This window comes from Actinoplanes utahensis (assembly GCF_016862455.1).
Taxonomy (GTDB): domain Bacteria; phylum Actinomycetota; class Actinomycetes; order Mycobacteriales; family Micromonosporaceae; genus Actinoplanes; species Actinoplanes utahensis.
Genome location: NZ_BOMZ01000069.1, coordinates 1 through 25,484, shown reverse-complemented (window position 1 = coordinate 25,484; position 25,484 = coordinate 1). Strand labels below are relative to the sequence as shown.

General features: G+C 70.5%; 23 protein-coding genes. 12 read left to right on the top strand and 11 right to left on the bottom strand.

The genetic code is table 11. The features are described from left to right. The first annotated feature begins 43 nt into the window (after positions 1 to 43). From Aut01nite_RS23655 to Aut01nite_RS23645, 3 genes are all read left to right on the top strand, one after another. Positions 44 to 3,016: a DEAD/DEAH box helicase gene (locus tag Aut01nite_RS23655; RefSeq protein ID WP_043522800.1), complete on the top strand. Its 2,973-nt coding sequence runs from the start codon at positions 44 to 46 to the stop codon at positions 3,014 to 3,016. Position 3,017: 1 nt separating this feature from the next. Beyond that, positions 3,018 to 3,833: an SWIM zinc finger family protein gene (locus Aut01nite_RS23650; protein WP_043522801.1), complete on the top strand. Its 816-nt coding sequence runs from the start codon at positions 3,018 to 3,020 to the stop codon at positions 3,831 to 3,833. 146 nt (positions 3,834 to 3,979) lie between these two features. Beyond that, positions 3,980 to 4,951 carry an aldo/keto reductase gene (locus Aut01nite_RS23645; RefSeq protein WP_043522803.1) on the top strand — a complete coding sequence of 324 codons (972 nt, stop codon included), beginning with the start codon at positions 3,980 to 3,982 and terminating at the stop codon, positions 4,949 to 4,951. Here Aut01nite_RS23645 and Aut01nite_RS23640 read toward each other — a convergent pair. Together Aut01nite_RS23640 and Aut01nite_RS23635 are read right to left on the bottom strand one after the other, a co-directional pair. Next, positions 4,935 to 6,458 carry a COG1361 family protein gene (locus tag Aut01nite_RS23640; RefSeq protein WP_043522804.1) on the bottom strand — a complete coding sequence of 508 codons (1,524 nt, stop codon included), beginning with the start codon at positions 6,456 to 6,458 and terminating at the stop codon, positions 4,935 to 4,937. The genes Aut01nite_RS23645 and Aut01nite_RS23640 overlap by 17 nt on opposite strands. 62 nt (positions 6,459 to 6,520) lie before the next feature. Beyond that, complete coding sequence (locus Aut01nite_RS23635; protein ID WP_043522805.1) at positions 6,521 to 7,372, bottom strand: menaquinone biosynthetic enzyme MqnA/MqnD family protein; 852 nt, start codon at positions 7,370 to 7,372, stop codon at positions 6,521 to 6,523. A gap of 197 nt (positions 7,373 to 7,569) precedes the next feature. Here Aut01nite_RS23635 and Aut01nite_RS23630 point away from each other — a divergent pair, with 197 nt between their 5' ends. Together Aut01nite_RS23630 and Aut01nite_RS23625 are read left to right on the top strand one after the other, a co-directional pair. Then, entirely contained in the window at positions 7,570 to 9,576 is a 2,007-nt protein-coding gene (locus tag Aut01nite_RS23630; protein WP_043522806.1) for a HelD family protein, read from the top strand. Next, on the top strand, positions 9,576 to 10,451 hold the full coding sequence (locus tag Aut01nite_RS23625; protein WP_043522807.1) for an LLM class flavin-dependent oxidoreductase: 876 nt from the start codon (positions 9,576 to 9,578) through the stop codon (positions 10,449 to 10,451). Before Aut01nite_RS23630 ends, Aut01nite_RS23625 begins: the two co-directional genes overlap by 1 nt. Here the strand turns inward: Aut01nite_RS23625 and Aut01nite_RS23620 are convergent. Beyond that, positions 10,432 to 11,976 carry a hypothetical protein gene (locus Aut01nite_RS23620; RefSeq protein WP_043522809.1) on the bottom strand — a complete coding sequence of 515 codons (1,545 nt, stop codon included), beginning with the start codon at positions 11,974 to 11,976 and terminating at the stop codon, positions 10,432 to 10,434. The genes Aut01nite_RS23625 and Aut01nite_RS23620 overlap by 20 nt on opposite strands. A 296-nt stretch (positions 11,977 to 12,272) precedes the next feature. After that, the gene (locus Aut01nite_RS23615) at positions 12,273 to 12,971 is read right to left on the bottom strand and encodes an SDR family NAD(P)-dependent oxidoreductase (protein WP_236642531.1); all 699 of its coding nucleotides are present in this window, start codon (positions 12,969 to 12,971) and stop codon (positions 12,273 to 12,275) included. A gap of 232 nt (positions 12,972 to 13,203) precedes the next feature. Here Aut01nite_RS23615 and Aut01nite_RS23610 point away from each other — a divergent pair, with 232 nt between their 5' ends. The 6 genes from Aut01nite_RS23610 (at position 13,204) to Aut01nite_RS23585 (ending at position 17,632) form a co-directional block, all read left to right on the top strand. Then, positions 13,204 to 14,022 carry a PASTA domain-containing protein gene (locus Aut01nite_RS23610; protein WP_152628494.1) on the top strand — a complete coding sequence of 273 codons (819 nt, stop codon included), beginning with the start codon at positions 13,204 to 13,206 and terminating at the stop codon, positions 14,020 to 14,022. Positions 14,023 to 14,115: 93 nt separating this feature from the next. Then, a complete protein-coding gene (locus Aut01nite_RS23605; RefSeq protein WP_052163235.1) occupies positions 14,116 to 14,748 on the top strand; it encodes a hypothetical protein in 633 nt (210 codons plus the stop codon). Further along, positions 14,733 to 15,110, top strand: coding sequence for a winged helix-turn-helix domain-containing protein (locus Aut01nite_RS23600; RefSeq protein ID WP_236642532.1), 378 nt, complete (start codon positions 14,733 to 14,735; stop codon positions 15,108 to 15,110). The genes Aut01nite_RS23605 and Aut01nite_RS23600 overlap by 16 nt, the downstream gene beginning before the upstream one ends. Before the next feature lie 47 nt (positions 15,111 to 15,157). Next, positions 15,158 to 16,081: an ABC transporter ATP-binding protein gene (locus Aut01nite_RS23595; RefSeq protein ID WP_043522811.1), complete on the top strand. Its 924-nt coding sequence runs from the start codon at positions 15,158 to 15,160 to the stop codon at positions 16,079 to 16,081. Further along, positions 16,078 to 16,818, top strand: coding sequence for an ABC transporter permease (locus tag Aut01nite_RS23590; RefSeq protein ID WP_043522812.1), 741 nt, complete (start codon positions 16,078 to 16,080; stop codon positions 16,816 to 16,818). The genes Aut01nite_RS23595 and Aut01nite_RS23590 overlap by 4 nt, the downstream gene beginning before the upstream one ends. 52 nt (positions 16,819 to 16,870) lie before the next feature. After that, positions 16,871 to 17,632 carry a VOC family protein gene (locus Aut01nite_RS23585; RefSeq protein ID WP_043522813.1) on the top strand — a complete coding sequence of 254 codons (762 nt, stop codon included), beginning with the start codon at positions 16,871 to 16,873 and terminating at the stop codon, positions 17,630 to 17,632. Positions 17,633 to 17,661: 29 nt separating this feature from the next. Here the strand turns inward: Aut01nite_RS23585 and fliQ are convergent, their stop codons facing one another. The 7 genes from fliQ to mqnE all read right to left on the bottom strand — a co-directional run bounded on the left by fliQ (position 17,662) and on the right by mqnE (position 22,941). After that, positions 17,662 to 17,931 carry a flagellar biosynthesis protein FliQ gene (fliQ, locus tag Aut01nite_RS23580; RefSeq protein WP_043522814.1) on the bottom strand — a complete coding sequence of 90 codons (270 nt, stop codon included), beginning with the start codon at positions 17,929 to 17,931 and terminating at the stop codon, positions 17,662 to 17,664. 77 nt (positions 17,932 to 18,008) lie between these two features. Continuing rightward, entirely contained in the window at positions 18,009 to 18,779 is a 771-nt protein-coding gene (locus tag Aut01nite_RS23575) for an ABC transporter ATP-binding protein (RefSeq protein WP_043522815.1), read from the bottom strand. After that, entirely contained in the window at positions 18,776 to 19,831 is a 1,056-nt protein-coding gene (locus Aut01nite_RS23570; RefSeq protein ID WP_043522816.1) for a FecCD family ABC transporter permease, read from the bottom strand. The genes Aut01nite_RS23575 and Aut01nite_RS23570 overlap by 4 nt, the downstream gene beginning before the upstream one ends. Then, positions 19,828 to 20,754, bottom strand: coding sequence for an ABC transporter substrate-binding protein (locus tag Aut01nite_RS23565; RefSeq protein ID WP_043522817.1), 927 nt, complete (start codon positions 20,752 to 20,754; stop codon positions 19,828 to 19,830). The genes Aut01nite_RS23570 and Aut01nite_RS23565 overlap by 4 nt, the downstream gene beginning before the upstream one ends. A 256-nt stretch (positions 20,755 to 21,010) precedes the next feature. Beyond that, positions 21,011 to 21,328 carry a DUF4229 domain-containing protein gene (locus tag Aut01nite_RS23560; protein WP_043522818.1) on the bottom strand — a complete coding sequence of 106 codons (318 nt, stop codon included), beginning with the start codon at positions 21,326 to 21,328 and terminating at the stop codon, positions 21,011 to 21,013. 12 nt (positions 21,329 to 21,340) lie between these two features. Beyond that, on the bottom strand, positions 21,341 to 21,751 hold the full coding sequence (locus Aut01nite_RS23555; protein WP_043522819.1) for a hypothetical protein: 411 nt from the start codon (positions 21,749 to 21,751) through the stop codon (positions 21,341 to 21,343). A 20-nt stretch (positions 21,752 to 21,771) separates the two neighbouring features. Further along, complete coding sequence (gene mqnE, locus Aut01nite_RS23550) at positions 21,772 to 22,941, bottom strand: aminofutalosine synthase MqnE (RefSeq protein ID WP_043522820.1); 1,170 nt, start codon at positions 22,939 to 22,941, stop codon at positions 21,772 to 21,774. Positions 22,942 to 23,267: 326 nt separating this feature from the next. Here mqnE and Aut01nite_RS23545 point away from each other — a divergent pair, with 326 nt between their 5' ends. Then, complete coding sequence (locus tag Aut01nite_RS23545; RefSeq protein WP_236642533.1) at positions 23,268 to 24,848, top strand: C40 family peptidase; 1,581 nt, start codon at positions 23,268 to 23,270, stop codon at positions 24,846 to 24,848. Positions 24,849 to 25,484: the final 636 nt, after the last annotated feature.

The window sequence follows — 25,484 nt, the reverse complement described above, 5'->3', positions numbered from 1 at the left end:
CCCTGACGGACACTAGGCTCGACGCGATTCGCAGGGGGTGGATGTGCTCGTCGTGCACAGCGGCTGGGTGCCCGGACGTGGGCTGATCATCTGGGCCGAGGATCCGGCTCTGCCGCTGACCTCGACGTCACGGGCGAGATCCCGACCGCATCCGTTCGCCACACCCGACCTGCCCGCCGTTCCCGGAGCGGTCGCCGAGACGGTGCAGCTCACCCTTCCCGGCACCGGGCGCGGCCCGCTGCCCTCGCCGGAGACCGGTGCCGACGCGGCCACCCGCGGCCTCAAGCTGGGCGCCTGGACGGTGCCGGCGCTGTCGGTGCCCGGCCAGGATGCGCTGGCCGCCCTCGCCGAGCTCACCGACCCCGGCCCGGACCAGGAGTGGATCGCCGGCTCGTCGGTGCGTTACCTCGGCCTGCTCGCCGGATACGCCTGTGACCTGGCCCGGCGCGGCCGGATGCTGCCGCAGTTGGTGATCGAGGGCGGGGTTCCGGCGGCCCGGTGGCGGCCGGTGCTCACCGGCGGCGACGCGGTGACCTTGAGGGACTTCGCCGCCGCGATGCCCCCGGTGGTCCGGGCGTGCGGCGAGGGCCAGCCCCTCGGTCGTACGCTGCGCGACGCCCTCGACGCGTTGCTGGACAGCGCGGCCCGCAACGTCCTGCCCGACCGGATCATGGTGGGCCAGCGGCCCGGCCTGAAAGCGGCACTGCCCGACCGCTGGCTGTCCGCGCTCACCGGCGACCCGGCACTGCCCGGCGCGGCCGACGCCGACGTCCGCGACCTGCGCCGGGCCCTCGACGACTGGATGCGCGCCGCGAACGAGGCGAACGGCCCGATTCGGGTCAGTTTCCGGCTGATCGAGCCGGAGGAGGGCATCGACGAGTGGGCGCTGGAGTTCGCCCTGCAGTCCGCCGAGGACCCCGGTCTCTATCTGAGCGCCGAAGCCCTCTGGGCCGGCGACCGCTTCCCCGGCCTGCCCCGGCGTCCGGACGAGACGCTGCTGGCCGGGCTGGGCCGGGCGGTCCGGCTCTTCCCGACGCTGCACGTGGCACTGCTCGAACAACGTCCGGCCGTGATGTCGCTGAGCACCGGGGAGGCGTACGACTTCCTGCGGCAGATCGCGCCGCTGCTCCAAGCGGCCGGGTTCGGGGTGCAGTTGCCGGCGTGGGCGGGCCGCAAGGCGGTGGGTCTCAAGCTGACCACCCGGTCGAAGCCGAAGTCGAAGGCCGGGGCCTCCCGGGCGGTGGCGGACTCCGGGTTCGGTCTGGAGCAGCTGGTCGAGTTCCGGCTCGACCTGGTGATCGGCGACGGGGCGGTGAGCGCCGAGGAGCTGGCCGAGCTGGCCCGGGCGAAGATTCCGCTGGTCCGGGTGCGCGGGCAGTGGGTGGAGCTGGACGACCGGCAGCTGAAGGCGGCGCTCAAGGCGGTCAGCCGGCGGCGCGAGGGCGAGATCACCGCGGGCGAGATCCTGCAGCAGGTGGTCGACGGCGGCGAGGAGGACCTGCCGCTGGTCGAGGTCGACGCCGACGGAGACCTCGGCGATCTGCTGTCCGGGCAGGCCGCCGAGCGGCTCACGCCGTTGCCCACGCCCGAGGGATTCCAGGGAGCGCTCCGCCCGTACCAGGAAAGGGGTCTGTCGTGGTTGAACTTCCTGGGCCGGCTCGGGCTGGGCGGGATCCTCGCTGACGACATGGGGCTCGGGAAGACCGCGCAGACCCTGTCGCTGCTGCTCACCGACCAGCCGTCGAAGACCCTGCTGGTCTGCCCGATGTCGCTGGTCAGCAACTGGTTCAAGGAGGCCGGGCGGTTCGCCCCCTCGTTGCGCGTCTACGTGCATCACGGCGGCACCCGGCGGCGCGGGGACGAGTTCGACGAGGCGGTGGCCGGCGCCGACCTGGTGGTGACCACCTACGGCACGGCGCTGCGTGATCTCGAGACGTTACGCGGTGTGACGTGGAGCCGGGTGGTCTGCGACGAGGCCCAGGCGATCAAGAACAGCGGGACCCGGCAGGCCCAGGCGGTCCGGGCGATCCCGGCCCGCACCCGGCTCGCGCTGACCGGCACGCCCGTCGAGAACCACCTGGCCGAACTGTGGTCGATCATGGACTTCTGCAATCCAGGGCTGCTCGGGCCGGCGAAACGGTTCCGCCGCCGCTTCCAGGAGCCGATCGAGACCCGGCAGGACGAGGTCGCGACCGCCGCCCTGAAACGGGCCACCGGGCCGTTCGTGTTGCGCCGCCTCAAGACCGACAAGACGATCATCTCGGATCTGCCGGAGAAGAACGAGATGAAGATGTGGTGCTCGCTCACCCCCGAGCAGGCCACCCTCTATCAGGCCGTGGTCGAGGACATGATGGCCGAGATCGAGAGCAGCGAGGGGATCCAGCGGCGCGGCAACGTGCTGGCCGCGATGATGAAGCTCAAGCAGGTCTGTAACCACCCGGCCCACCTGCTCAAGGACGGCTCCCGGCTGCCCGGGCGGTCCGGCAAGCTGGCCCGGCTGGAGGAGCTGGCCGACGAGATCATCTCCGACGGTGACAAGGCGCTGATCTTCACGCAGTACGCGGAGTGGGGCTCGCTGCTGCAGCCCTACCTGGCCGCGCACACCGACCGCCCGGTGCTGTGGCTGCACGGCGGGCTGAGCAAGGCCCGCCGCGACGAGCTGGTCGAACGCTTCCAGACCGACGACGAGCCGATGCTGTTCCTGCTGTCGCTCAAGGCGGCCGGCACCGGGCTCAACCTGACCGCCGCCAACCACGTCGTCCACTTCGACCGGTGGTGGAACCCGGCGGTCGAGGATCAGGCCACCGACCGGGCGTTCCGGATCGGGCAGTCGCGCAACGTGCAGGTCCGTAAGTTCATCTGCACCGGCACCCTGGAAGAGAAGATCGACGCGATGATCGAGCGGAAGAAAGCCCTGGCCTCGTCGGTCGTCGGCACCGGCGAGGAGTGGATCACCGACCTGAGCACCGACCAGCTGCGGGAGCTGTTCTCGCTCGACCCGGCGGCGGTGCGCTGAGATGGCCTTCTTCGAGAGCGGCCGGCCGATCGAGGTGGACGGCGGGCTGGCGGTCCGGTCGAAACGCGGCAAGATCGGCGAGCAGTGGTGGTCGCGCCGTTTCGTCGACGTGCTGGAGGAGTTCTGCGACCCGGGCCGGCTCGCCCGGGGCCGGACCTACGCCCGGAAAGGGCAGGTCATCGACTTCGCGCTGACCCCGGGACAGGTCAAGGCGCGGGTGCAGGGGTCACGGTCGACGCCGTACGCGGTCACCATCAGGATCAGCCACTTCGACACCGCGCAGTGGGACGGGATCACCGAGCAGCTCGGCGCCCGGGCGATCTACCGGGCCGCGCTGCTGGCCGGCGAGATGCCGCACGAGATCGTCGAGCTCTTCACCGAGCTGGGCCTGCCGCTCTTCCCGGACCGGCTGTCCATCGACTGCTCCTGCCCCGACTGGGGCGACCCGTGCAAACACGGCTCGGCGGTGCTCTACGTGCTGGCCGAGGCGTTCGACGACGACCCGTTCCTGGTGCTGGCATGGCGTGGGCGGGACCGGGAGGAGCTGCTCGGCGCGCTGCGCGGCACGCCGGAACCCGACGACACCCCCGACCCGCTGGCGGTGCCGGACGAGCCGCTGGACAGCCGGCTCACCGATTACTTCTCCCCCGGGATCAGCCTGGGCCGGCTGCGGGAGCGGCCACCGCGCGGCGCCACCCCGCCGGAGCTACTGCTGCGGGCGCTGGACGCGCCGCCGGTGCGGGTGCGGCACGTGCCGCTGGTGGATGTGCTCCGCCCGCATTACCGCGATCTGGCCGCTGCGGAGACGGAAGAATGAGGTGGGGACCGCGCCCATCGTGAACCGATCGTGGGCGAGTCCACGATGGACGCGGCGGCTTGTCACGTTACCCCCGGACGGTGACCTCAAGCTAGATGAACGTCACAGCAAGTCGCAATAGACATCCACCGATACAGGAGTCAGGCATGAGCGAGATGACCTACCGCAGACTCGGCGACTCGGGTCTGGTCGTGTCCGCGGTCGGGATCGGCTGCAACAACTTCGGCCGCAAACTCGACGCCGACGGCACCCGCGAGGTGGTGGAAGCGGCCCTGGACGCCGGTATCACCCTGTTCGACACCGCCGACACCTACGGCACCCCGCGCGGATCGTCCGAGTCGCTGCTCGGCGCCGCTCTCAAGGGCCGCCGTGACCAGGTGGTGCTGGCCACCAAGTTCGGCATGGACATGGAGGGCCTGAACGGGCGCGACTTCGGCGCCCGCGGTTCCCGCCGGTACATCGTCCGCGCGGTCGAGGCCTCGCTGCGGCGGCTGGAGACCGACCACATCGACCTCTACCAGCTGCACCAGCCCGACCCGGCGACCCCGATCGAGGAGACCCTGACCGCCCTCGACGACCTGGTCCGCTCCGGGAAGGTCCGCTACCTGGGCAACTCGCAGTTCTCCGGCTGGCAGATCGCCGACGCCGACTGGACCGCCCGGGCCGGCAACCTGACCCGCTTCATCAGCGCGCAGAACCAGTACAGCCTGCTCAGCCGGGCGGCCGAGAACGAGGTGATCCCGGCCTGCGAACGGTTCGGACTCGGCCTGCTGCCGTTCTTCCCGCTCGACTCCGGCCTGCTCAGTGGCAAGTACCGGCGCGGCGAGCGCCCGCCGGCCGGCACCCGGATGGCGGACGCGCGCTGGGCGCCCTGGTTCGACCGCGCCGACTGGGACACCATCGAGGCGCTGACCGCCTTCGGCGCCGAGCGGGGCCGCAGCCTGCTGGAGGTGGCCATCGCGGGACTGGCCGCCCGCCCCGCGGTGACCAGCGTGATCGCCGGGGCCACCACGGCCGAGCAGGTGCAGGCCAACGCGGCCGCCGGCGGCTGGGAACTCACCGCCGCCGACGTGGCCGCGCTGGACGACCTGCTGTCTTCGGCTACTCGACGACCGTGACGATCCGGCGGCGGCGAGCCGTCCGGAGAGCGATCACACCGGCGGCCAGCAGCACCGCGCCACCGGCGGCGATCAGGCCCGCCGGGGCGCCGGTGATCGGCAGGCTGCCGCCCTCACCACCGGTGGACGTCACGGCGACCGTGAGAGCGGCCTTGTCGTTGCCGCTCTTCGCGTCCTGCACACCACCGTCGACGGTGACCGCGCCGGCCTTGTGCTCGGCCACGTCGAGGATCTCGCCGGACAGCTCGAACAGGTATCGGTCGCCGGCCGGCACCGACTCCATGATCACGCAGACCAGGTCGGTGACCTCGGAGAGATCGGTGACCGTCTCGTCGACGTCGTCGATGGAGGTGCCCGGGGCGCACCGCTCGTCGACCCTGGTCAGCTGGATGCCGGTGGGCAGCCTGATGTGCGCCGCCTGGATCCACGCGGGAGACGCCGGGATGACCGCCGACGGGCCGAGGTTGCGCAGGCCGACCTGGACGGTGTCGTCCTCGCCGACAGCGCCGGTGAAGGCGTCGCCGACGGCCGAGCTGTCCGCGCTCGTCTTCGGCACCCGCACCGCGAAGTCGGTGTAGTTGTCGTCCTCGTTCAGGTCCTCGACCGCATCCGGTTCCGCCGCCGAGACCGACGCGACGGCCTCCAGCTCGAGCACCTTGCCGGTGGCGCCGGTGGTCCGCTTCGCGAAGTCGTAGACGAACTTGTCGGTGAGTCCGACCGCGCCCACGTAGACCTGGTAGTCGAACGGGCCGGCCACCCCGGCCGGCGCCTTGACCCGCAGCGGAGTGGCCGCGGGCAGCGTGAACGTGCCGCCGGCCGGCAGGGTATCGTTGAAGACGCAGACGACCGCGCCGACACCCTCCTCGTCGATCCGCTCACAGTTGGTGTAATCCAGCAGCGGCGTGATGGCGTTGGCCAGCACCACCAGGCCGAGGGCCTTGACGTCCTGGTCGCCGCTGTTGCGCACCACGACCGGCACGTCCGCCGACGCACCGCCGCTGAGCCTCAGGTCGGCGATGTCCGCCATCTCGAGGTCCACGCCGCCCTTGTCGGTACGCACCACGCCGATCACGGTCTCGTCGCTGAGCTTCCCGCCGGCCGTGACGGACAGCGCGATGGTCTCCGCCGGAGCCGCGGACGTGGCCGCCGCCGGCTTCACCGTGAACGTGAGAGTCCGCCGTTCGCCCGCTTTCAGATCGCCGATCCGGCAGACGTCGTCGGTGCAGCCGCTGGGCGCGATGAAACCGAGCTCCGGGCTGATCGGCGCGGTCTTGCTGCCGAAATCGAGGACCACGTCCTTCGCGGCCACCGAACTGAGGTTGTAAAGCTCGAATTTGACCGTCTTCGACTGACCGTTGATGACGGTCACCGCCTCCGGACCGAAAATGCCGACGTACGGCACATCGACCTTCGGGTCGGCCTGCGCGGGCAGGGCGAGGCCGGTCACGGCCAGGCCGGATGCCGCGGTCGTCAGGGCGAGACGGCTGAACAGGGCGCGCAGACGCATGGTCACCGAATTTCGGGCGGAGTGAGAAGTCCGCGGATCTTAAAGCGCCCGAGCCTCGAAGATCAAACGTCCGCGAAAAGGGGTCCATCCGCCGGCAACGGAGGCACTTCGCCCCGATTCGCCGCGCGGCGGGCGAATTCCCGGGCACCGGCGATCTGCCGTTCCCCGAGTGAAAAGTCGAGGGCCCGGAAATAGTTGGCCAGAGTTTTCGCGTCGAACGGCTCCCACCGGGCCGCCGCTTCGGCCACCTCGTCCAGCTCGCCCAGGCACAGATCGCGAGACCGCTGGAACGCCTCGTGCACGTCCTTGACCAGACCCGGGTGCGCGGCCGCGAAGTCCCGCCGCACCGCCCAGACCGCGAAGACCATCGGCAGGCCGGTCCACTCCTTCCACGCCTCGGCCAGGTCGATCACCTGAAGGCCGTTGCGGGGAGCCTCATACATCGCGCGCAGCGCCGGGTCGCCGATCAGCACACCGGCGTCCGCCTCCTGCAACATCCGGGACAGGTCGGGTGGGCAGCGGAAATAGTGCGGCTCGGCGCCGTACCTCTCGCTCAGCAACATCTGGGCCAGCAGCACGCCGGTGCGTGAGGTGGAACCGAGAGCCACCGGCCGCCCGTCGAGCTCGGCCGGAGGCCGGGTCGACACCAGATTGACCGAGAGCACCGGACCGTCGCTGCCGACCGCCAGGTCGGGCAGCAGGAGCAGCTCGTCGGCGTGCCGCAGGAACTCGACCAGGGTGATCGGCCCGATGTCCAGATCACCGGCGACGAGGCTGGCACTGAGCCGCTCCGGGGTGTCCTTGTGCAGGTCCACGTCGAGCAGAGCGCCCGAGCGCATCAGCCCCCAATAGATGGGCAGACAGTTGAGGAACTGGATGTGCCCGACCCGGGGCCGACGGACGCTGTCGCTCATGCTGCGACGTTATCCCCCATCCCAGTATCTGGCGGCCGCTGATTCGGTGGCGTTCACCACCGAAGTCACCTAGCGTGGAGGGCCGCTTGACGGCCGTGGTGAGCATGCACCGCAGCGGGCGTCCCCGCGCCGACGGCGGCCGACCCGCCTGCTCGGATACGCGAGCGCAGCCCTGATCAGCCTGCCGAGGACGACCTGTGCCTGCCACTGAACTGGACACCGAACTCGCCGCCGAACGTACGCATCTGGAAAGCTCCCGGGCCGCTCTGCGACGGATGCGGGACCGTGCGGAGTCCCTCTTCGCCACCGGTGACAAGGTCGCCGGCGACTCTTACACGGCCGAACAACTCGGCCGGCACATGGCCCGCCGGGTCAAGGAGCTCGCCGACGATCCGGACACACCGCTCTTCTTCGGGCGGCTGGACATCGAGGAGAGCGCCTATCACGTCGGGCGGCGGCACGTCACCGACGACGCCGGGGAGCCGATGGTGCTCGACTGGCGGGCGCCACTTTCCCGGTCGTTCTACCGGGCCAGCGTCCGGGACCCGCAGGGGGTCTCGACCCGGCGCCGGTTCGGGTTCGTCAAGGGCGAGCTGACCAGCTTCGAGGACGAGCACCTGGATCGCGGTGAGGAGCTGGGCACCAGCTCCCGCATCCTGACCGCGGAGATCGAGCGACCGCGTGTCGGGCCGATGCGGGACATCGTCGCGACCATCCAGCCGGAGCAGGACGAGCTGGTCCGGGCCGATCTCGCCGACTCGATCTGCGTGCAGGGCGCGCCCGGCACCGGCAAGACGGCCGTCGGCCTGCACCGGGCCGCCTATCTGCTCTACCTGCACCGGGAGCGGCTGCGGAAGTCGAAGGTGCTGATCGTCGGCCCGAACACGGCGTTCCTCTCCTACATCTCGACGGTTCTGCCGACTCTCGGTGAAGTCGAAGTGCAGCAGTCCACCCTGGATGATCTGGTCGATCGGGCGCCGGTGCGGGGAGGCGATTCGGTGGCGGCCACGGCGATCAAACATGACGTACGGATGGCGGAGGTCCTCAGTAGATCCCTGTGGGCCCGGATCGCCGAGCCCACCGAACCGATCATGGTCTCCGACGGCTCCTACCGCTGGCGGATCGACATCGAGCCGCTGCGCCGGATCGTCGACGAGGCCCGCCGCGAGGGTCTGCCGTACGCGGTCGGGCGGGACCGGGTCCGTGCCCGGGTCGTCGGCCTGCTGCAACGCCAGTCGGAGTACCGGACCGGCAACTCGCCGAGCGACTCCTGGCTGCGCCGGATGAGCCGGATCGCCCCGGTCACCGAGTTCCTGGAGAGGTGCTGGCCGGCCGTCACCCCCGAATCGCTGGTGGTCGCCCTGCTGACCGACCCGTCGACCGCCGGCGACCTGCTCACCGGTGCGGAGCAGGAGGCGATCCGCTGGGTGAGACCGCCCAGGACGGTCAAGTCCGCCAAGTTCAGCCCGGCCGACCTGCTGCTGCTCGACGAAGCCGCCGGGCTGCTGGAGCGGGAGACCAGTTTCGGTCACGTTGTCGTCGACGAGGCACAGGATCTGTCGCCGATGCAGGCCCGCGCGATCGCCCGGCGCAGCGAGCACGGGTCGATCACGCTCCTCGGCGACCTGGCTCAGGGCACCGCGCCGTGGGCCACCACCGACTGGCGGGACATTCTCGTCCACCTGGGGAAGCCGGACGCCGCGGTGGTTCCACTGACCGTCGGGTTCCGCGTACCGGAAGTCGTCGTCGCCCTGGCCAACCGCCTCCTGCCGGCGCTCGGTGTGAACGTGCCGGAAGCCGTCTCGCTGCGCCGCGACGGTGATCTCGCCGTCATCGGCGTGGCGGAGCCCGCCGACCTGGACCAGCGGACCGTGACCGAGGTGACCGACGCGCTGGCGCACGAGGGCTCGGTCGCGGTGATCGCGGCGGACCCGGCGGTGCAACGGCTCCGCGACCGGCTCGACGCCGCGGGGATCGAGCACGCGACACCCGGCGACGTCGACTCCGGCGCGCGCGTCACGGTGGTCCCGGCGACGGTGGTCAAAGGCTTGGAGTACGACCACGTCGTGGTGCACGAGCCGGCCGACATCGTGGCCGCCGAACCGAAGGGCCTGAACCGGCTGTACGTGGTCCTGACCAGGGCGGTCACCCGGCTTTCGGTATTGCACTCGAAGCCGTTGCCGGAGCCGCTTACGCTCTCGTGATGTCTCGTGATCCGCGTATCGGCGTGATGTTCGACTGCAACCGTGCCCCCGAGGAGCTACCCGGGTTCGCGGCCGCCCTGGAGGCGGCCGGCGCGGACGATCTGTGGGTGGTCGAGGACCTCGGATGGAACGGTGGGGTCAGCGCCGCCGCCCTCGCCCTGGCCGCCACCAGCCGGATCCGGGTCGGCCTCGGCATCGCGCCCACGCCGTTCCGCAGCCCCGCGGTGTACGCCATGGAGATCGCCACCCTGGCCCGGATCCACCCCGGCCGGTTCGTGGCCGGAATCGGTCACGGCGTCGGCGACTGGATGCGCCGGATCGGCAATGCGCCGAAGTCCCCGCTGTCGCTGCTCGAGGAGAGCATCGTCGCGATCCGCGGTCTGCTGAGCGGGGAGACGGTCGACCTGGACGGCCGGGAGGTTCACCTGGAGGGCGTCAAGCTGGTGCACCCGCCCGCGGTCGTCCCTCCGATCGTCACCGGGGTGGTGAAGCAGCGCTCGCTGGAGCTGTCCGGCCGGGTCGCGGACGGCACCATCCTGGTCGAAGGGCTGCAGCCGGACCGGATCGCCGCCGCCATCGGCCACATCCGCCGAGGTGGCGGCGGCGACAACCACGAGATCATCAACTTCACGTTCCTGCACATCGAGGACGATCCGGCGAAGGCCGCGGAGGTCAGGGCCACGGCCCTGGCCGGGCAGGCCGGCTTCCTGGGCGTGCCGGTCGACGAGGTGTTCGGGCTGATCGGCCCGGCCGCGGACGTTCCCGCCGGGGTTCGTGTCCTCACCGACAGCGGCTCGGACACGGTCATCCTGCGCCCGTTCGGCGACGATCACCTGGGGCAGGCGCTCGCCGCCCTCAAGGCTCTCGGCCGCTGACCTGCCCGCCCGCTTCGATCAGATCGCTGACCAGCTCGGCGATCCGCTCGGCGGGCAGTGCGGGGTGACCGGCCGCGATCGGGCGGGCCCGCGCATCGGTCAGGCAGATCTCCAGCGCGGCGGCCGGGGCGTTCGGGTGGCCGGCGATCTCGCGCAGCGCCTTCCGCGCCGGGGGTACGTGCCGGGCCAGCTCGAGCAGAAGATCAGCCGGAGCGTCCGGGTTGGTGGCGACCTTCGCGACCACCCGGACGCCGTGCCGGGCCACCATCTGCCGCATCAGCTCCGCCGGGAGGCCGGGATGCGGCGCAATCGCCTTGACCACACTGGCGTCCGGGTCGGCGGCGAGCCGGTCCCGGATCTCCGGTGGCAGGTCGCGACGTTCCGCCACCAGCATCCGGAGCGCCGGGTTCCGGCTCCCCGCCATCTCCCGCACCTCCTCCGGACCGGCAGCGGCGATCCGTGGCAGCGGACCGTCACCCGCCGACCGGGTGAGCAGGTCGAGTGGAACCCGTGGATTACGGGCGGCCAGCCGCCGAACCTGCCCGTAGTCGTCCCCGGCCAGCCGCCTGATCGCCGCCTCGGACAGGGCCGGACTGCCCGCGACGGCCATCCGCACTGCCGGCATCGGATCCGCGGCCAGCCGTTCCGCCACGTCGGCGGGAAGATCCGCCCGCTCCGCAAGCGTCCAGCGCACGATCGCCGACGGATGATCGGCCAGCCTGATCGCCGCCTCGACCGGCGTCACCGGGTTATCCACAGCTCGGCGGAGCAGGCTGTGGACAACCGATTCGTGAGTGCCGTCGCAGGCCGCCCCAGCAGGCAGATCGCAATCCAGAAGCGGACAGTCCGGCTCATGCGCGAACGGGATCGGATGCCGCACACAGACCGCACAACTCTCCGGCAGCCCTCCGCCGCTGTCATTCCCCTGCCCCGTCGAATCCGCCCGGCCACCACCGGCAGCGCTCCGATCGGGCATGTCGCCGGGCCAATGGGTCGTGACGAGGGCGGCGAGCACCTCCGGCGGGGTGGCCGGGTTGCCCGCCACCCCGGCACGGACATCGGCGTGCGGATGCGCGGCCAGGCGCGTCAACAGGTCCCGGTCGGCCGCGAAACTGGCCGACTCGGCGACCACTGCGAGATCAGAATCGGACACGAGCAGGGCGATCACCTCCGGCGGCAGCCCCGGACAGGACGCCAGATCGAATCGCCGCTTCGCGTCGGGATCGCGCGCGAACAGCTTCGCCCGTTCCGCACGGCCGATCCCGTCATCAAGCAGGGTCATCGCGGCGTACGGGTGAACGCCCGGATCCACCTCCGCCGCCTCCATCAGCCCGCCCCGCACCAGAGCGACCATCGCCTTCCCGGACCGTCCGGCCAGTTCCCGCACCTGGGCCGGACCCAGATCGGATCGCTCCGCCAGGCAGCCCGCGAGATCCTCGTCCGCGGTCGCGATGAGCCGTGTCAGCAGCTCGGGCGGCAACGACGGATTCCCGGCCAGAGCGTGCAACAGCTGCCAGTCCCCCATGACACAGCATCGTCCGCCACCACTTCCGTCCGGTAAACCGCATTCCTTGACCAAGGATGCTCAGGGGGGTGGCTTCACCCAGCGGGACCAGTCGTCCTGCGGGCGATATCCGTTGGCGCTCCAGATCCCGTGCGCCACGGCGTTGCCGGCGAGGACCATGGCGTCCGCCCGCGTACCCCCGAAGCCCTTGAAACGCTCCTCGGCAGCGGCGATGAGCCGGCCGCCGATGCCCTCGCGGCGCCCGCCTGCTGGAAGACGCTCTTCTCGCCTGTTGAAAGGCGTCCGCGAGGGCGAGATCAGCGGAGGTTGAGGCCACCGTCGAGGAGGATCACCTCGCCGGTCAGGTAGGTGTTGGTGATCAGGGTGGCGATCAGGTCGGCCACATCGGACGGCTGGGCGGCTCGGCGCATCGGGCTCGCGGTACGCCAGAGCTCCTGCGCGTCGGTCCACGAAGCGGTCAGGGGCGTGTCGACCAGGCCGGGCGCGACGGCGTTGACCCGGACGTCCGGGCCGAGAGCGGCGGCCAGCAGTCTCGTCACGTGATTGAGGGCCGCCTTGCTCGCGGAGTAGGCGATCGAGCTGCCCTTCGGCCGCACGCCGGCATGGCTCGTCACGTTGACGATGCAGCCACCGGCCTCCCGCAGGGCCGGAAGCGCGGCGGTGCAGAGCAGCCACGGCGCGATCAGGTTGACGTCGAGCAGTCGCCGCCAGTCGGCGGCGGTCAGCCCGTCGAGCTGAGCGTGCGGGACGGGCCAGCTGATCCCGGCGTTGTTGACCAGTACGTCCAGCCGCCCGTGCCGATCCAGCACCTCCGGCACCAGCCCGGCGGCAGCGTCGTCGTCGCCGAGGTCCGCCTGATGGTAGGTGCCGCCGATCTCCCCGGCCAGTGCGATCCCGGCTTCCCGGCTGGTCCGCGAATGCACCGCCACGACCATCCCGTCCGCCGCGAGCCGTCTCGCCGTGGCCTCCCCGATGCCCGAAACCGACCCCGTCACCAACGCCACTCTCCGCACCGGCCAACCCTAGGTCCTGGCCGGCGGATGTCGCGGCCCGGAAGCCCGATGACCATGTCAGACGCACCTGCCATGATGATCAACATTTGTTGGGGGATGGTGGGAGGACTCCGGTGGATACGCCTGGTGGGAAGGTTCCGTACAGCGTGCCGATCGTGGACGGCCCGCTGCCGATGCTGTGCGACGGCACGCCGGGTCGCATGTCCGCACCGCGGTGACGGCTCGTACCTGGGGCGGCGTGCTGGCGGCGGTGCTGGTGATCGGGTGTTGTGCCAAAAGCTTCTCCGCGGCGGAGCCCGGCGAGAAGCCCGCGGCCGCGGTGCCGTCCTTCACGCCGTGGACCTGGCCGCCGGTGAGCCCGTCGCCCACGATCTCGCCGACGCCGGCGATGAGGGCGATGCCGAACCTCGTCGGGCAGCCGTACCTGACCGCGTCGCAGACGCTGTCCGATCTCGATATCGACGAGAGGTATCAGGACGCTTCTCCGCTGGGCCGGCGCATGTTCGATCGGAAGAACTGGACGGTCGTCGCGACGGAACCGGCGGCGGGCGCGATCATGACCGGTCCCGCGAAATTGTTGCTGCTGAAGAACAGTGAAGCTGCCTGGTTCACGAAGCATCCGGTCATGCCGAGACTGCCGGTCGGGAAGTCCGCGTCGGATGTCCGGCACGCCAAGGGCGCCGTCCTGGATCCGGTCAGTGAGCTGGTCATCTTCCGCTACGCGAAGGGCCACACACCGAAGGACGCGTCCGATCCGACGGAGAGGTACGAGAACGAGCCCGCGACCGAGGCGAAGAGCCGGGCCGGGCTGAAGGACACGTACGGGTACGGCGATCTGATCGTCGGGTCGATTCCGGCTGCCGGTCAGCAGGTGCGCCCGGGACGGCTGATCGTGGTGCTGGTGAGGCCGGAGCCCGAGAAGCCGTCGAAGGGCGGGGGCGAGGACATCGACCTGCCGTCGGTTCCCAACCACTCCGACGACGATGACGACGTGAACATTCCGGGCTGGTTGTGCCCGACCCGGTTCTGCTGAGCCCGATCGGTTGGCCGGACCTCTCGACGTCCACGATGTGCCCCTCGACTTTACGGCACAAAGTTCTTTGGCTTTGTGCCGTAAAGTCGAGGCATGGCATCGAAGGACGACGAATCGATCTTCGAGGATCCGCGGGAAGCACTGCGGCTCATCGAGCGGGAGCAGGTCAACACCATCCGCGAGGTCACCCCGGACCCGCGGTTGATGTATTGGCCGTGGGGGCTGACCTGGCTGATCAGTTTCGGGCTGTCGTTCCTGCGCTATGGGCCCGAGGGCCGGGTGCTCGTCGATTTCCCGGAGTGGGTTCCGCTGTCCGCGATGACCGGTCTGCTCATCGTGGCGGGCATCTTCACCGGCATCGTCGGGGCGCGGTCGGGGCGGCACATCTCCGGGCCGTCGAGTCGTCAGGGCGCGATGTACGGCGTCTCCTGGTCCGTTGGCTTCACCGGTCTGGCGGTCGTCTTCGGGCAGGTCGGCGAGTCCCTGCCGGAGCACCTGGCCGGGCTGCTCTGGGGTGGCGGCATGGTGGCGCTGGTCGGTGTCCTCTACATGGCCGGTGCCGCGATCTGGCAGTTGCGGGACATGTTCGTGCTCGGCGCCTGGATCAGTGGAGTCAACGTCATCGGGGTCCTGCTGGGTCCGGGCTGGCACGCGCTGCTGATCGCGGTCGCGGGCGGCGGCGGCATGCTCGTCGCCGGCTTCGTCGGCTGGTGGCGGCTCCGATGACCGAGGGCGGCAGCGGGATCGCCGGGGGAAGCGGGGATCCGGAGGGCCAGGCCGCGCTACCGGAGCTGGACCCGGTGATTCACGCGCAGGCGCGATTGCGGGTGGTGGCGGCGTTGTCGCAGCTCGGCAGCGGTGATCGGATCACGTTCCCGCGGTTGCAGGAGATCCTGCGGATGACCGCGGGCAACCTCTCGGTGCACCTGCGCAAGTTGGAGGACGCCGGCTACGTCGAGGTCACCAAGACGCACCGGGGCCGCACCCCGGCGACTCTGGTCAATCTCACTGCGCGTGGTCGCCTGGCGTTCGACGAGTACGTCCACTCTCTCCGGTCGTTGATCACGCCCGGTGATGGTGTGCGGTGACGGACAGCAACGGCTCATTCCGGAGGAACACGGAGGGAGAACGGGGAATGCTCGGAGGGCAGCAGGAGGCCCCGACACGTACGGCCGGCGCCGTTCACGCTCGGGCGGAACGGGTCACCAAACGGTTCGGGTCGGGTGTGGCGGTCGACGGGGTGGATCTGGAGGTGCGGGCCGGGGAGATCGTCGGTCTGCTCGGGCCGAACGGGGCCGGCAAGAGCACGCTGGTCGGCCTGCTGACCGGGAGCCGGCGGCCGACGTCGGGCCGGGTGGAGCTGTGCGGCGGCGATCCGCGGGATCCCCGTTTCCGGCGCACGTTGGGGGTCACCCCGCAGGAGACGGGTCTGCCTGCTTCGCTGCGGGTCGGTGAGGTGATCGATTTCGTCCGGTCGCATTTCCCGGATCCGCTGTCCCGTTCCGAGGTGCTGGACCGGTTCGGCCTCGGTGACCTGGCGCGACGGCAGACCGGCGGTCTCTCCGGCGGGCAGAAGCGGCGTCTCGCGGTGGCTCTGGCGTTCGCCGGCCGGCCGGAGATCGTGTTTCTGGACGAGCCGACGACAGGGCTGGACGTGGAGGCGCGGCGGGACCTGTGGGAGGCGGTCCGGGAGTTCCACGCCGGGGGCGGCACGGTGGTGCTGACCAGCCACTACCTGGAGGAGATCGAGGCGCTGGCCGAGCGTGTGGTGGTGCTCGGGGAGGGCCGGGTGCTCGCCGACGCCAGCCTGGAGGCGGTGCGCGGGCTGGTGAAGGTGAGCCGGATCAGCATCAGTTCACCCGTACCCCCGAGCGGTTTCGATTTCGAAGGCAACGGCGACCGGCTGCATCTCCTGACCGCCGACGCCGACCGCGTGGTCCGGGAGCTCGTCACGCGGAACGTACCGTTCCGGGACCTGGAGGTACGGCCCGCCTCGCTCGAAGAGGCATTCCTGACCCTGACCAACAAGAAGGCAGTGGCCGGAAAGGATCAGCGATGACGAGCCTGACCCTCACCCACGCGCGGTTCCAGACCCTTGAGCTGTTCCGGATCCCGATCGCGGTGGTGGGCAGCGCGTTCTGGCCGGCCGCGTCGATGCTGGCGTTCGTGGTGCCGTTCGCCGGTGGTGATCCGGTCACGGCCACCTACGCGACCGCCTCGATGATCACGTTCGCGGTGATGAACACCAATCTCTTCCAGTACGGGATCGGCGTCTCCGAGGACCGAGCCCAACCGTGGGATCCCTATGTGCGGACGCTGCCCGCCGGCGCACGGCCCCGATTCCTCGGCCGTCTGCTGACCGGCCTGCTGATGATGGTGGTCGCGCTGGCGCCGGTGGTGCTGATCGCCGCGCTGTTCACCGACGCGACGATGAGCCCTGTCGCGTTCGCCGGCGCGGCGCTGCTCTGCGCCGCGATCTCGGTGCCGTTCATCCTGATGGGACTGTCGATCGGCTATTCACTGCCGTCGAAGGCGGCGCTGGTGGTGGCGCAGATCCTGTTCCTGCCGCTGGCCTTCGGCGGAGGGCTGCTGACCGCGCCGGGCGGGGCGCCCGGTTTCGTCGAGGATCTGGCGCCCTATCTGCCGACCGGCGGGGCGGTCCGGCTGATGTGGGCGACGGTCGGCGATTACCCGTTCGAGCCGCGAGCGGCGCTGTCCCTGGTGGGCTGGACGATACTTTTCGGTCTGCTGGCGACGTGGGCGTACCGGCGCGACGAGGGTCGACGATTCGGCTAGAAGGCCGACACTTCCGGTCGGCAGCGGGCATGGAACTGCCACTATGCGGTGCATGACCGTTCCGTCGCCCGGAGTGCCCAACTGGGTGGATCTGGCCACCGCCGATCCCGCTGACGCGATCCGTTTCTACACCGCCATGTTCGGCTGGACCGCGGAGGTCTCCGGCGACGACTTCGGCGGCTACACGACGTTCCTGCTCAACGGGCTGCCGGTAGCCGGCGCCGGTCCGCTGTTCGGCGAGGGTCAGCCGACGGCGTGGAGCACCTATTTCGCGACCGACGACGCGGACGCGGTGGCCGCCCGGGTGGAGGCGGCGCAGGGCAAGGTGCTGGTTCCGCCGTTCGACGTGGTGGATCAAGGGCGGATGGCGGCGTTCCTGGATCCGGCCGGGGCGCCGTTCAGCGTCTGGGAGGCCGGGGTGATGCGCGGCGCCGAGGTCTTCGACATTCCGGGCGCGCTCACCTGGAACGAGTTGAACACCCGGGACCTGGTGGGCGCGATGGCGTTCTACGGATCGGTGTTCGGCTGGCAGTTCCGGGACGGGATCGTCGGCGGGCTGCCGTACGCGGTGTGTGAGATCGGCCGGACGCCGGTGGCCGGTTTCCAGTTGATGATCGGCAGCGGCTGGCCGGACGATCTGCCGCCGTACTGGCAGATCTATTTCGCGGTCGGCGACTGTGACGTGGCCGCCGATCACGCGCTGCGCCTGGGCGGCCGGCTCGTCCACCCGCCGACGACGATCCCCGGGGCCAGGTACGCGGTTCTCACCGATCCGCAGGGCGGGACGTTCGCCATCCTCAACAAACACCGATGAGGCCGCCCCTCGGGCGGCCTCATCTCCGATCAGCCGAGCAGGCTGGGGATCTTCTCGAACAGCTGGGTCGTGTACGTCATCATCTCGCGGAGCATCCAGTTGCCGGCCAGCAGCAGGACCGCGCCGATCGCGATCGCCTTCGGGACGAAGGAGAGCGTCGCCTCCTGGATCTGGGTGACCGACTGGAACAGCGAGATGGCGAAACCGACCGCAAGGGCGGTGAGCAGCACCGGAGCTGACATCTTCGCGGCGATCGTCATGGCCTGCAGGGCGATCTCGACAACCATCGTGTCCGTCATGCCCTCCACTTCGTCAGACTTGAGGAATCCGAGGAGTGCGAAACGGGCGCGAGCCGGTTGCGTTCCGGTTGCTGAGATCATCCGCGTACGGCGACCACCAGCGGACCGTGATCCCCCGGAATGATCCGGACCTTCACCCGATAATGCGCGGCCAGGTTGTCCTCGGTCAGAACCTCTCCCGGGGTTCCGGCCGCGACCACTCGGCCACCGGCCAGCAGGACCATCCGGTCGGCGTACTCCCCGGCGGTCGTCAGGTCGTGCATGGTGGCGAGCACGGTCAGGCCCCGTTCGGCGCGCAGCCGGTCGACCAGCTCCAGCACCTCCTGCTGATGGCCGATGTCGAGGGCGCTGGTCGGCTCGTCCAGCAGCAGGATCCCGGCGCCCTGGGCGAGCGCGCGGGCCAGGAAGACGCGCTGCCGCTCGCCGCCGGAGATCTTGTCGAGGCGACGGCCGGCGAACGGCGTCAGGTCCAGCGCGGCGAGCACCTCCTCGGCGGCAGCCAGATCGGCGGCCGACTCCCGGCCCAGCGGAGGAACATAGGGGGTACGCCCCAGCAGCACATAGTCGAAGACCCGCATGGCCGGCGGCACCACCGGCGACTGCAGCACCATGGCCACCGCCTTGGCCCGTTCCCGCCGGTGCATCGTGTCCACCGCCTGCCCGTGCCACCGGACCGTCCCGCCGAACGGCAACAGCCCACCGATCGCCCGCAGCGCGGTCGACTTGCCGGCCCCGTTCGGCCCGATGACGGTGACCCACTCGCCGGAGGCCACGTCCAGGTCGACACGATCGACGATGACCTTGTCGTCGAGCCGCACGGTCAGGCCGGCCACCTCGATGGCGCTCATACCGGCGCCGCCCGGCTGGTACGCAGCACCAGGACGAAGAAGGGCGCCCCCAGGAACGCGGTGATCACGCCGATCGGGATCTCCGCCTCGCCGCCCATGGTCCGCGCCAGCAGGTCGGTCAGCGCCAGGAACGCCGCCCCGAACAGCATCGACAGCGGCAGCAGGCCCCGATAGCTCGGACCGGCCAGCAGCCGCAGCGTGTGCGGCACGATGATCCCGACGAAACCGATCAGCCCGGAGACGCTGACCGCGGCGGCCGACCCCAGCGACGCCGCGAGGATCAGCAGGTACCGGCTGCGTTCCGGATGCAGGCCCAGACTGGTCGCCTCGGCGTCGCCGACGGTCAGGACGTCCAGCTCACGGCGGTGGGCCAGGACGATCGCGGCGGTGATCACCGCGTACGGCAGCACCACCAGCACGTCGTGCCAGCCCGCCGTGGCGAGCCGCCCGAGCAGCCAGGAGTACACCTCGCGCAGCGACTCGACGTGCCGTTGCAGCAGATAGGTCTGGGCCGCGGACAGGAACGCCGACACGGCCACCCCGGCGAGGATCAACGTCGCCGGGGACCGGTCCCGGCCGCCGGCCGCGCCGAGCAGCCAGGTCAGTGCGACCGCACCGAGCGCACCGGCGAACCCGGCCATCGGCACGCCGATCGGCAGTTCGGTGGTGCCGCCCTTCGCCGTCGCCCCGAGAACGATCACCACGGTCACCGCGAGCCCGGCCCCGGCGGCCACGCCGAGCAGGTGCGGGTCGGCCAGCGGGTTGCGGAAGGCGCCCTGGTACGCGGCGCCGGCCATGGCCAGCATCGCGCCGACGATCAGGCCGAGGACCACGCGCGGGAGCCGGAGCTGGGTCAGGATGGCCACCTCACGTTCGGTGAGGCCGCTGTTCAGCCGTACCCCCGGAATGAGGTTGAGCATCTCCACCGCGACACCGCCGGGCGGCAGGGAGACCGAGCCGAAGGCGAGGCCCAGAACCACCGAGACCAGTACCGTCAGCACACCCGCCGCCAGCCACACCGGGCGCAGCCCGGCGGGCCGGCGCGAACTCATGCGGGGGGAATCTTGCCGACCGCGTCGGCTACCGCCTGGAACAGATCGACGGTACGGGGACCCCAGCGCGAGGCGATGTCGTCATCGAGCGGGTAGATCTGCCCCTTCGAGACCGCGGTGACCGTGGACCAGCCGGCCCGGGCCTTCACCGTCTCGGCCGACTGCTGGCAGCACTTGGTGTCGGCCAGGAAGATCGTGTCCGGATTCGACCTGACCAGCGACTCCTGGGAGAGCTGAGGGTAACCGGCGAACTTGCCGGCCGGGTCGGCGGCGTCGGCGACGTTGGTCATGCCGAAGCGGGTGAAGACCGAGCCGATGAAGGTCTTCGAGGTCGCCGAGAACAGGTCCGGGCCCAGCTCGTAGTAGTACGTCAGCGGCTTGGTGCGGGCCGGAACCGACTTCACGATCCGGTCGATGTCCGCGGCCATCCGCTCGTTGAGCGCCTTGGCCTCACCGGCGTGGCCGGTGAGCGTGCCGAACTCGGTGATCTCCCGGTAGGTGTCGTCGAGGGAGGCGGCGGCCGGCGACACGAAGACCGGAATCGACAACTTACCGAGCTGGGCGACGATGTTGTCGGCGTCACCGGAGAGCACCACCAGGTCCGGGTCCTTCGCGGCGATCGCCTCGGCGTTCGGCTTGAAGCCGGACAGGTCGGTCTTCGGCGCCTCGGCGGGGTACGTCGACTGGTCGTCGACCGCGACGACCTGCGGACCGGCGCCGATGGCGAAAAGCATCTCGGTGGCCGTCGGGCTCAGCGAGACGATCTTCTCCGGCCGGGCGTTCAGGGTCACGGCGCCGACCGTGACCGGGTACGCCGCCGCGGCCGGAGCCGACGCGGTGGCGGTGGGCGCCGGATCGTTGCCGCCACATCCGGCGAGGAACAGAGCGGTGGCCGCTGTCGCGGTCGTGAGCAGGCGTTTCATGGGTCCTCCTGTCGGCCGGGCATGTGGTGCTTCGCCGACAGGGCCTGACACACCGGCCGCCGCCCGCGAGGCGCCCCTCCCCGGGAGCGCTGAATCGCGACCGCGCCCAGGCGACCTGGCTAGACCGGCCGGCCGGATGAGGGCCGACAGGGATCACAGTTGCGGGACAGCTCCGGTTTCACACCGGCTTCGCTGCGGCACGGTCCCTGAAACGCTAACCCACGGCCACCCGGTGTTCGGGACGGCAACCGGCTTTTCAGGCTCCGGTGCGCCGCGGGTGCTCCACGATGTCGGCGGCGGTGACCCGGTCACCGGCGGCCGCCGCGTCCTCGTCACCGGCCAGCGCCGACCGCAGCCGGTCCTTCTCCGCCGTGCGGCGGGCCGCGATCTCACCGAGCTGCTCGGCCATCTCGTCACGCCAGCCGCGCAGCAGGATGAACGACAGGCCGGCCGAGCCGACGAAGGCGACCATCGCGCAGACCAGGATGTTCAACGGCGTCAGGAGGAACAGCACGACGAAGACCGCCAGAAACAGTCCGAGGCGGCCGAGCGTGTACTTGACGGCGGGCTTCATGCGTTATCTCCCTCAGCCGGACCGGTGGCTGAGCCACCGGAGGCCGTAGAACCAGACCAGGCAGTACACGACCGTACCGGTCAGGGCGCCGCTGCCGCCGCTGACCAAGGCCGGAGCGACCCCGGCCACCAGACCGGCCACCGTCATCCCGGCCGCGACACCGAAACCGATGGCCAGTGCACCCACCATGATCCGGTGCGCACCGAAGCCCTCGGCCCGGAACTCCTCGACGAACAGCCAGACCGGCAGGATCAGCACCAGCCATCCGTTCGACTCGCCGAACGCGCCCAGGCCGGTCAGCGCCAGCACGGTCTCGAAGACCAGCAGGACAGCGGCGCCGACGGCCAGTCCCGCGAAGGCGGAACCCAGCAGATCACCGATCGTCGCCAGACGACCGGTCGCATCCTTCTTCAGCTGGGGCATCGACTCACCGTCCGCGGATCTCAGGCCCAGATCTTCTGGGGCTCGCTGCGCCGCTCGGCGAGCGACGGCGCCTTCTCGTACTCCCGTACCACCTGATAACGAGTGTCCCGCTCCACGGGCTGGAATCCGGCGTCCCAGATCAGGTGAAGAAGGTCGTCGCGGTGCATGGTGTGCGGCGTCCCGTACGAATCGGCGTCATGGGTGATCTTGTATTCCACCACCGAGCCGTCCAAGTCGTCGGCGCCGAAGTTGAGTGAGAGTTGCGCCACCGACAGCCCGTGCATGACCCAGAAGCACTTGACGTGCGGCACGTTGTCGAACATCAGACGGGACACCGCGAAGGTCTTCAGCGACTCGGCCGGCGCGGCCATCGTGGTGCGGTCCTGGATCCGGTTGCGGATCTTGCCGTCCGCCGAATCGTGGAAGTCGTGCTGGTAGCGCAGCGGGATGAAGACCGCGAACCCGCCGGTCTCATCCTGGAGCTCCCGCAGGCGCATCACGTGGTCCACCCGGTGCCGCGGCTCCTCGATGTGCCCGTACAGCATGGTCGCGGGGGTCTTCATGCCCTTCTCGTGGGCCAGCCGGTGAATGCGCGACCAGTCCTCCCAGTGACACTCGTGATCCACGATGTGCTGCCGGACCTCCCAGTCGAAGATCTCCGCGCCGCCGCCGGTCAGCGACTCCAGCCCGGCGTCCATCAGCTCATCCAGGATCGCACTCGCCGGCAGGCCACTGATCTTCTCGAACCACTGCACCTCGGTCGCGGTGAAGCACTTGAGCTTCACGTTCGGCAGCGCGGCCTTCAGCTCGCGCAGCACCTTGGGGTAATAGCGCCAGGGCAGGCTCGGGTGCAGGCCGTTGACGATGTGCAACTCGGTGAGCTGCTCGTCCTCCATCTCCTTGGCCTTGGCAACGGCCTCGTCGATGCGCATCGTGTACGCGTCCTTCTCACCCGGCTTGCGTTGGAAGGAGCAGTACGCGCAACTGGCCGAGCAGACGTTGGTGAGGTTGAGGTGCCGGTTGACGTTGAACATCACCCGGTCGCCGTTCAGCTCGGTGCGCCGGTGGTGCGCGAGACGGCCGAGCCAGGCCAGATCGTCGCAGGCATAGAGCGCGACGCCGTCCTCGCGCGTCAGCCGCTCACCGGCGTAGACCTTGGCCTCGAGCTCACGCTTCAACCCCGCATCCATGCGGTCGAGAGTACGTCGCGCCACTCTGGCCACCCCTGGCACCACTGTTCTGAAAAAATCTCAGCGTGCTTTCACCTTCATTCGATCGACATCGGTACGGCCCTTGCGGTATGAACCATTAGGGACGACTAGCGACGGTCGACACCGGCGCGGACGGGGAGCTCATGGGCAAGGCATCGCGGTACGGACGCCCGCAACTCAGGCGCTTCGTGCACTCACGCCTCTGGCCTTTGGCCTGCTCAGCAGCGGTTGCAGCGGCCATAGCAGCGCTCTTCCAGCCGATTCCGGCACTCGCCGACCCGGCCTCCGCACCCGGCACCGCGAGCGTGCCCTCCTCCGGGTCGCGCCCCACCCTGAGCGGCGCTCTCGTCCTGCCCGGCACGCCCGTCACCACTGCCACGGCGTCCACCCCGTCGCTGCTGACCACCGGCGGCGTCGCCAGCCCGGTCCTCCAGAAAGTGGAGAAGGGCCGCGCCGAGATCACCGCCCTCGGTGAGCAGCTGGTCCGCGCCGGCCAGGACCGCGACCTCGCCCAGACACACGTCACCGCGGCGTCCCAGCGGGTCACCGACACCCAGCAGGCGCTGCAGCAGGCCCGCGAGGAGGCGGAGACCGCCGCCGACGCGACCATCCAGCAGGCCGCCGCCCTGCCCCCCGGCGCGCTCGACTCCGGGCTGCTCGAGCTGGATGCGCTGTCCCGGATGCAGCGAGGCGACTCCACGTCGTACGAGGCCGCCGCCCGGCGGGTGCTCGCCGCCGAGGAGGCGGCGAAAGCCGCGACCGCCGACCACCAGGCCGCCGAGACGCGCTATTCGACGCTGCTCACGCAGTGGACCACGCTGAACGCCACACTCACCAGCAAGCAGACCGCCCAGGCGACGCTCGAGGCGGCCAACCGGGACGTGATCAACGCGGCCGAGGCCGCCGCCAACCTCACCGACCAGCAGCTCGGCTCGCAGATCCTGGGTGGCACCGCGGACGGGCGCGGCGCGGACCCGCGGGCCGTCCAGGCGCTGCAGTTCGCCCTGGCCCAGCGCGGCGACCCCTACGTCTGGTCCGAGGAGGGCCCGGATCAGTACGACTGCTCCGGCCTGATGTTCGCGGCCTACCGCGGTGTCGGTTACCCGCTCGTCCGGGTCTCCCGCGACCAGTACTACCAGACCCGCGACCGGTCCGTCTCCCGCTACTCGCTACTCCCCGGCGACCTGCTGTTCTTCAGCAACTCCAGCAGTTGGACCGGCATTCACCACGTCGCGATGTACGCGGGTGAGGGCATGATGGTCGAGGCCCCCCGGACCGGCCTCAACGTCCGGCTCGCCCCCGTCCGGTGGTCCCGCCTCTTCGGCGCCACCCGGGTCTTCGGCTCGATCGAGGGCGACACGGCGCTGCCCGACCTCGGCGCGCCCGACCCGGACGAGCCCGTCACCCCGACCAGGTCCCCGTCGCCGACCTCCACCACCAAGGCGCCCGGCTCGAGCACGCCGCCGAAACCGGGCACCACGACGACCGGTCCCAAGCCCGGCACCACCACCACCGGACCCAAGCCCGGCACCACCACCACCGGGCCGAAGCCGGGCACCACCACCACCGGACCCAAGCCGGGCACCACCACGACAAACCCGAACCCCGGCACCACCACAACGAACCCGAACCCCGGCACCACCACGACCACCCCGGCCCCCGGCACCACGACCACCACGCCGGCGCCGGACACCACCACGACGACCCCCGCGCCGACGACCACGTCGGCCTCGGTCGAGCCGGAACCGACCACGACACCCGACAAGACCACCTCCCCTGGCAAGACCACGTCGTCCACGGCCCAGTCGTCGTCGGGGAGCGCGTCGTCCACGAAGCAGTCGGCTTCGGGTGGCGCGTCGTCGATCAGTGCTTCGAGTGGCGAATAGTCCGTTAACCGGGTCGTACTTGTCCGGAAAAATATGCCCGTAACGGCCGGTCACCCATCGGACTCTCGTAGCTTGGCGGCTGACGTTGATGCCGGGTGTGCTCACACCGGCTGATATGGCACGGTTAAGGTCTGCGCCCGACGTCCGAGCGTCGGCAGCGGTGGTCGGGAGGACCCATGGACGAGCAGCAGGCGACCAGGGACGGCGAGATCAACACGCCGTCCGCTGCGCGGCCGCCCGCGAAAGACACCGGGGGGTACGCTCCTCCGCCACCACCTGCACCGGGAGCCCTGTGGGCCGCACCGGCCGGCAAGCCCGCTGAAGAACCGGCCGCGAAGCAGGCCGGGAAGTCGGCCGAGAAGCAGACCGGCGAGTCGGCCGAGAAGCAGGCTGAGGACGTGCCGGCGGTTAAGGCGTCGGCGTCCGTGTCCAGCCCGCCCGCCGCTCGGGTGAGTGCCTCCGCGCCGGTCTCCGCCGCACCCGTCTCCGCCGCACCGGTCTCCGCCGGGGCGCCGGCTGGCCGAGTGAGCGCCTCCGCCCCGGTTTCGGCCGCACCCACTACCCCACCCGCTGATGATCGGATGGGCGCTTCCGCCGTAGTCTCAGCATCCGCCGGCACCGCTCCTGCTGACCGGG

Bases quoted from the DNA above. Each gene is read 5' to 3' on its own strand.
- Aut01nite_RS23640 (WP_043522804.1), bottom strand. From the start codon at position 6,458: ATGCGTCTGCGCGCCCTGTTCAGCCGTCTCGCCCTGACGACCGCGGCA.
- Aut01nite_RS23605 (WP_052163235.1), top strand. From the start codon at position 14,116: ATGGCATCGAAGGACGACGAATCGATCTTCGAGGATCCGCGGGAAGCA.
- Aut01nite_RS23645 (WP_043522803.1), top strand. From the start codon at position 3,980: ATGAGCGAGATGACCTACCGCAGACTCGGCGACTCGGGTCTGGTCGTG.
- Aut01nite_RS23585 (WP_043522813.1), top strand. From the start codon at position 16,871: ATGACCGTTCCGTCGCCCGGAGTGCCCAACTGGGTGGATCTGGCCACC.
- Aut01nite_RS23575 (WP_043522815.1), bottom strand. From the start codon at position 18,779: ATGAGCGCCATCGAGGTGGCCGGCCTGACCGTGCGGCTCGACGACAAG.
- Aut01nite_RS23590 (WP_043522812.1), top strand. From the start codon at position 16,078: ATGACGAGCCTGACCCTCACCCACGCGCGGTTCCAGACCCTTGAGCTG.
- Aut01nite_RS23595 (WP_043522811.1), top strand. From the start codon at position 15,158: ATGCTCGGAGGGCAGCAGGAGGCCCCGACACGTACGGCCGGCGCCGTT.
- Aut01nite_RS23555 (WP_043522819.1), bottom strand. From the start codon at position 21,751: ATGCCCCAGCTGAAGAAGGATGCGACCGGTCGTCTGGCGACGATCGGT.
- Aut01nite_RS23565 (WP_043522817.1), bottom strand. From the start codon at position 20,754: ATGAAACGCCTGCTCACGACCGCGACAGCGGCCACCGCTCTGTTCCTC.
- Aut01nite_RS23570 (WP_043522816.1), bottom strand. From the start codon at position 19,831: ATGAGTTCGCGCCGGCCCGCCGGGCTGCGCCCGGTGTGGCTGGCGGCG.
- Aut01nite_RS23635 (WP_043522805.1), bottom strand. From the start codon at position 7,372: ATGAGCGACAGCGTCCGTCGGCCCCGGGTCGGGCACATCCAGTTCCTC.
- Aut01nite_RS23625 (WP_043522807.1), top strand. From the start codon at position 9,576: ATGTCTCGTGATCCGCGTATCGGCGTGATGTTCGACTGCAACCGTGCC.
- mqnE (WP_043522820.1), bottom strand. From the start codon at position 22,941: ATGGATGCGGGGTTGAAGCGTGAGCTCGAGGCCAAGGTCTACGCCGGT.
- Aut01nite_RS23560 (WP_043522818.1), bottom strand. From the start codon at position 21,328: ATGAAGCCCGCCGTCAAGTACACGCTCGGCCGCCTCGGACTGTTTCTG.
- fliQ (WP_043522814.1), bottom strand. From the start codon at position 17,931: ATGACGGACACGATGGTTGTCGAGATCGCCCTGCAGGCCATGACGATC.
- Aut01nite_RS23620 (WP_043522809.1), bottom strand. From the start codon at position 11,976: ATGGGGGACTGGCAGCTGTTGCACGCTCTGGCCGGGAATCCGTCGTTG.
- Aut01nite_RS23650 (WP_043522801.1), top strand. From the start codon at position 3,018: ATGGCCTTCTTCGAGAGCGGCCGGCCGATCGAGGTGGACGGCGGGCTG.